At 60.9% G+C, this 5,431-nt stretch carries 7 protein-coding genes and 1 pseudogene; 2 read left to right on the forward strand and 6 right to left on the reverse strand.

What is annotated here, in order from left to right:
- Nucleotides 1-389: GIY-YIG nuclease family protein (locus WBF74_RS08575; RefSeq protein ID WP_424438157.1), on the forward strand; the 389-nt coding region annotated here is incomplete at its 5' end.
- A gap of 14 nt (nucleotides 390-403) precedes the next feature.
- Here WBF74_RS08575 and WBF74_RS08580 read toward each other — a convergent pair.
- The 4 genes from WBF74_RS08580 to gloB form a co-directional block, all read right to left on the reverse strand.
- Nucleotides 404-1,042 carry a YcbK family protein gene (locus WBF74_RS08580; RefSeq protein WP_424438160.1) on the reverse strand — a complete coding sequence of 213 codons (639 nt, stop codon included), beginning with the start codon at nucleotides 1,040-1,042 and terminating at the stop codon, nucleotides 404-406.
- A 24-nt stretch (nucleotides 1,043-1,066) separates the two neighbouring features.
- Nucleotides 1,067-1,948: a polysaccharide deacetylase family protein gene (locus WBF74_RS08585; RefSeq protein WP_424438163.1), complete on the reverse strand. Its 882-nt coding sequence runs from the start codon at nucleotides 1,946-1,948 to the stop codon at nucleotides 1,067-1,069.
- Nucleotides 1,949-2,052: 104 nt separating this feature from the next.
- Complete coding sequence (locus WBF74_RS08590) at nucleotides 2,053-2,475, reverse strand: cupin domain-containing protein (protein ID WP_424438175.1); 423 nt, start codon at nucleotides 2,473-2,475, stop codon at nucleotides 2,053-2,055.
- A gap of 19 nt (nucleotides 2,476-2,494) precedes the next feature.
- On the reverse strand, nucleotides 2,495-3,265 hold the full coding sequence (gloB, locus tag WBF74_RS08595) for a hydroxyacylglutathione hydrolase (protein ID WP_424438166.1): 771 nt from the start codon (nucleotides 3,263-3,265) through the stop codon (nucleotides 2,495-2,497).
- Nucleotides 3,266-3,394: 129 nt separating this feature from the next.
- On the opposite strand from gloB, the gene WBF74_RS08600 reads away from it, so the two are divergent.
- Nucleotides 3,395-4,150, forward strand: a complete 756-nt coding sequence (locus WBF74_RS08600; protein ID WP_424438169.1) for a class I SAM-dependent methyltransferase — start codon at nucleotides 3,395-3,397, stop codon at nucleotides 4,148-4,150.
- Nucleotides 4,151-4,153: 3 nt separating this feature from the next.
- Here WBF74_RS08600 and metW read toward each other — a convergent pair whose 3' ends face one another.
- Both metW and metX read right to left on the reverse strand, forming a co-directional pair.
- The gene (gene metW / locus WBF74_RS08605; RefSeq protein ID WP_424438172.1) at nucleotides 4,154-4,780 is read right to left on the reverse strand and encodes a methionine biosynthesis protein MetW; all 627 of its coding nucleotides are present in this window, start codon (nucleotides 4,778-4,780) and stop codon (nucleotides 4,154-4,156) included.
- Nucleotides 4,777-5,431: pseudogene (metX, locus tag WBF74_RS08610) on the reverse strand (homoserine O-acetyltransferase); the annotation flags it as partial. The pseudogene metX and the gene metW, both read right to left, overlap by 4 nt.

The raw sequence follows: 5,431 nt of genomic DNA on the forward strand, positions 1-5,431 counted from the left end.
CTGACCACGTTGATGTTCTGATGAAAGCGCTTCCGGAGGACTTGAGCAATTTTGTCGGTCTTGATGAGCGTCAGAAGCGGGCGGCACTTTCAAAAGCTCAGCGAATTTCCGAAGGACGTTTCGATGATGATCCCGTTGTCTACTTCGTGGGTAGCGATGAAGTCGTAAAAATCGGTTACACGACGAACTTTAGCTCTCGATATAAGGCACTGAAGACGTCGTCTCCGGTGCCACTCAAGGTGTACCTTGTTTTGCCTGGTGCGCGCGATGATGAACAGGAATTTCACGAAGAATTTTCTAGTTTGAGAGGCTCTGGCGAATGGTTCCGTCTGGAAGGAAAGTTGTTAGACTTTCTCAGGCATTACTCCGACGCCCATCCGTTTCATTAAACTGGCAAAAAGGATCAGCTTTCGGTTGTTTCCGCTTCTGCCTGCTGCCGATCATATTCCTCGTCGCGGCCGGGGCGGGGCATGCCGGGATAGGTCCAGAAATCGGGCGGGCCGATATCGACATGCACATAAGGCGTTTTCGTCGGGTAGTAGCCTGCGCCGCCGCGACCGAGCTTTTTCGCCACGCGATAGATTTCTTCCGGGTCGGTGAAGTTCTGCGTCACATCCACCGCCATGCCGCGCATATGGAAGCTGCCGGGATCAACGCCATTGCCGCGCTTGTAGAGCCAGTCATTCGTCTCGGGTGAACGGTAACCGGACATTGTATAGATCGGATTTTTCGAACGCGTATGGCTGTCGATCTCCCAGAGAAGATCGAGCAGGCCCGGATGCACGTCATGCACATCGCCGGTGCGCAGGTCGCGCATGAACCAGCTCATGCGTTTCAGCGCGTCCGCATCATAGCCTCTGTCGGTCCAGAAGGTGATGGTGAGCTTTTCGCCTGAATTGAGGCTTTGAAGGCGAAGCGTCTTTTTGTAAGGCGTCTCGGCACGGACGATGGAGGGCATGGCGATGAGCGTGGCTGCCCCTGCCGCCAGATGCAGCACCTCTCTCCGGTTTGGTCCGTGTCGCTTCGACTTCATATTGCTCATACCGAAAAACTATCCGGGTGCGGATCAGGGTTCAAGGAGGGGGCTGGCAGCAGGCCGGAGCCTTGCAGACTGGATGGCTTCTTCTGCGGCTTTATCGCCATCCGGGCGCAGCAGCGGATCGGGCACATTGAAGGCAAGTTCGCGCGCGCCTTCCTGCCCTACAAGCTGCACCAGTTCATAGCCTTCCGCGCGAAGTGAGGTGATGAGCGAGGCAAGCATGCTGGCCGTGCGCGGTTTTGTGTCATGCAGAATGAGGATGCCGCTCCCGACCGAACGGATATTGCGCATGGCGCGGCGGCGCACTTCGGAGGCGCTGATGGCGCGCCAGTCATCCGCGCCGAATTCGCAGGAAAGCGTAGCGATGTTGCGCTCGCCAAGCCAGCGCATCAGTGGCTGGCTGTCATTAAGACCCGGAAAGCGGAAGAAGGGCATGAGCCGTGCACGGGCCTCCGCGGGTGCGGAGGCGAGCGCGCTTTCCACCGCCTCAAAGCCGCGTCGGATTTCGCGCTGCGCATTGGAAAGACGGAAGTGGCGGAGATTGTTCGGGTGCGACCATGTATGCGTCGCAATGGTGTGCCCGCGCGCCGCCACATCGCGCACAATATCCGGGTGTTTTTCTGCATAGATGCCGACCATGAAGAAGGTCGCCTTCACGCAGTGCTGGTCCAGAATGTCGAGGATGAGCGGTGTTAAGTCAGGCGAGGGACCGTCATCAAAAGTGAGCGCCACCTGCTTCGGGCCGAGATTGACGGTGCGGGCATATTGCAGCGTGCCATAGGCAGGGCCGCCCGCTGTCGGCACGGCAACGGTGGGTGTTTCCGGGCAGGCAGCCGCATCCGCGCGCGCAGGCATGGCAAGAAGCGCGAGCAGCGCACAAAGGCCCAATAGTCTGACGAATAGTCCCACCCGATCCCCACGAACCAGCACAGCCCGGATGGGCGCAGTCTAGTCCGTCCGGCTTTCTCTGCCAGCACCTGCGGGCAACAGGGCATCAGGAATTGGCGTGACGGTTAATCCGCGCCGGGTGTCCAGCCGGGCGGGGCCATTTCGAAGCCGGAAAACTCGAAGCCGGGGGCTACCGTGCAGCCCACAAGCGTCCATGCGCCTTTCGGCTCCGCCGCCTGCCAGACATGGGGCGGAATGACGATCTGGGGGCGTTCGCCTGCTCCGAGGTTCTGCCCCAGCATCCGCGTCTCCTGTTTGCCGCCTTCTGCGTAGAGAGAAAGCGCGAGCGGGCCGCCTGCATACCAGTGCCAGACTTCGGCGGCATCTACGCGGTGCCAGTGCGAGCGTTCACCTTCACGCAGCAGATAGTAAATGGCGGTTGAACGGGCGCGCCCGCCATCCGCCGTGTCGCGGAAGGTTTCGACGAAATAGCCGCCTTCGGGATGCGGCTGCATCTTCAAGAGGCGAATGATCTCGTCGGGATTTATCGCAGAACTTGCGGACATATCAGAAATTATCCTTTCGCTTGCGCGTTTCGGCAAAGACATCGACATCCGATGCCGCTGCAAGGCCGAGTGTCTGGCGCAGGTCAGCGCTTGCCGCGCGGAGGAAAGGGTTTGTTGCCTTCTCGAGACCGATTGTGGTCGGCACAGTCCATTCGCCCCGTGCGCGCTTTTCGTCGATCTCCTTCGCGCGGGCGACAAGGGTTTTGTTTTGCGGCTCGACGGAAAGGGCAAAACGCGCGTTCGACTGCGTATATTCATGCGCGCAATAGACGATGGTGTCGTCCGGCAGCGCCATCAGCTTGCCGAGCGAGGTCCACATCTGCGCGGGCGTGCCTTCAAAGAGACGGCCGCAGCCAAGCGCGAAAAGCGTGTCGCCGACAAAGGCGATGCGCTCCTCATCGAAGCTATAGGCAACATGGCCTGCCGTGTGGCCCGGCACATCAATGACGCGGGCGCGTGCGGCCCCAAGTTCCACTACATCGCCTTCGCCGACCGCGCGGTCGATGGCCGGAATCTTGTCCTTCTCACCCTTCGGACCGATCACCATGCAGCCGGTTTTCTCCTTCAATTCGGCATTGCCGCCCGCATGGTCGAAATGGTGATGTGTGTTGAGGATATGGGTGAGCCTCCAGCCTTTATTGGCAAGCGCGGCGAGAATGGGAGCGACTTCCGGCGTGTCGATGGCGGCGGTCATGCCGCTTGAAGGCTCGTGAACGAGATAGCCGTAATTGTCGTTCAGGCAGGGAAACTGGTGAATTTCTAGTCGTGCCATGTCTTTCCTCCGCGTGGTCCACGCGCGCATTTGCAGAATGTAAGGGCGTTTGTGCCAGCCTAGTGTGCTTCCGCCTCAAGGTGAACCCGGCACGGCAGGCAGGATTTTGCTAAACTCGGACCCATGAACATGGATGTGATCGATCTCAGGGATTTTTACGGGCGGCCGCTGGGCGGTGTGGCGCGGCGGCATATCGCCGAGCGCCTTGTCCGGTTCTGGCCGAATGTCCGTGGGCTCAATGTACTGGGGCTCGGTTTTGCGACGCCCTATCTCGCGCCTTTTGCTGGCGAAGCGCAGCGCGTGATCGGCCTCATGCCTGCGCGGCAGGGGGTGATGCGCTGGCCCGCCGAGGGGCGCTCGCTCACGGGGCTGGTGGACGAGCTGGAACTGCCGCTGCCTGACGAGAGCATGGACCGGGTGCTGATTGTGCATGGGCTTGAGGCGAGCGAGGCGATGCGCGGCATGTTGCGGCAGGTCTGGCGTGTGTTGGCACCGGGCGGGCGCGTGGTCATTGTGGTGCCGAACAGACGCGGCCTCTGGGCGCGGCGCGAGGCAACGCCTTTCGGGCATGGTCAGCCTTTCTCGCGCGGGCAGCTTACCCAGCTCCTGCGGGAATCGATGCTCTCGCCTTCCGCGTGGGAAGTGGCGCTTTTCGCGCCGCCTTTCGACTGGCGGCCCTTGCTGCGCTCTGCTGCTGCATGGGAAAGGGTCGGGCAAATGCTCTGGCCGCGCTTTTCCGGTGTTCTCATGGTCGAGGCAACAAAGCAGATCTATAGCGCGGCGCCCGTTTCCATCGTGAGCCGCGCGCGGGCGCGGATGCGCGTGATCGCGCCCATGCCGGCGCGGCTTCCCGCGCCAAGCTCCCTGCCGCTTGAAGAAGGCTGAGGCTCAGTTCCGCCGCGACAGCAGAAAGACGGCTTCAGTGGCGAAAAGATTGGAGAGAATCCCCGGATTCGCAATCTGCCACGCCCTGGTGCCGGTCAGGATTACCGCATCCTCGATATCAAGGCCGAGATCGTCGCAGAGTGCTGCGAAGTCGAGCAGCGTGCAGAGGTGAATATTCGGCGTATCGTACCAGGAATAGCGGAGCGCTCGTGTCTCGGGCATACGGCCCGTGAACAGCAGCTTCAGGCGCACACTCCAATGGCCAAAATTCGGGAAGGAGACGATCACGCGCCGTCCGATCCGTTTCATGGCGCGCAAGACTTCTTTCGGATTGTGCGTTGCCTGAATAGTCTGGCTCAGGATCACATAATCGAAAGCGTCATCCGGGTAATTCGCAAGGTCGCGGTCGGCATCGCCCTGTACCACGGCAAGGCCGCGCGCCACGGAAGCGTTCACGCCTTCCTGGCTCAGTTCCACGCCTCGCCCGTCCACATTGCGCTTCGTTTCGAGAAGGGCGAGCAGGTCGCCGTCACCGCAGCCCACATCAAGCACGCGCGAGCCGGGGGCGATCATTGACGCAATGAGATCAAGGTCAATGCGGCCGTCAGCCGCGCCGTTCTGATGGGTCATGCGCCAAGCCCCCGCGTGCGGGCAGCGCTGTCGATGAAGCCGCGCAATGTTGCGAACATTTCCGGCTCGTCGAGCAGAAAGGCGTCATGGCCCTTGTCGGTGTTGATTTCGACAAAGCTCACATTGGCCGCAACGGCGTTCAGCGCGTGAACGATCTGGCGGCTGTCTGATGTGGGGAAAAGCCAGTCGCTTGTGAAGGAAACGGCGCAGAAGCGTGATTTCGTGCCACGGAAGGCATTTGCAAGCACGCCGCCATAATCTGCGGCGAGATCGAAATAATCCATCGCGCGGGTGATGTAGAGATAGGAATTCGCGTCGAAGCGATCGACAAAGGTCGAGCCCTGATGGCGCAGATAGCTTTCGATCTGGAAATCAGCATCGAAGCCATAGGTGATGCTGTCGCGATCCTGCAGGTTGCGGCCGAACTTGCGGTGCAGGGCTGCCTCCGAGAGATAGGTGATATGGGCGGCCATGCGCGCCACGGCGAGCCCCTTGGCGGGGTTTGTGCCGTGCGCGAGATAGGCGCCCTGCTTCCACTCGGAGTCGGCAATGATGGCCTGACGCCCGACCTCGTGAAAGGCGATGTTCTGGGCGGAATGGCGGGCCGCCGTCGCAATCGGGATCGCGGAGAAAACGCGCTCGGGATAGGCG

Origin of the sequence: Parvibaculum sp. (genome assembly GCF_049672805.1) — a bacterium.
GTDB lineage: Bacteria > Pseudomonadota > Alphaproteobacteria > Parvibaculales > Parvibaculaceae > Parvibaculum.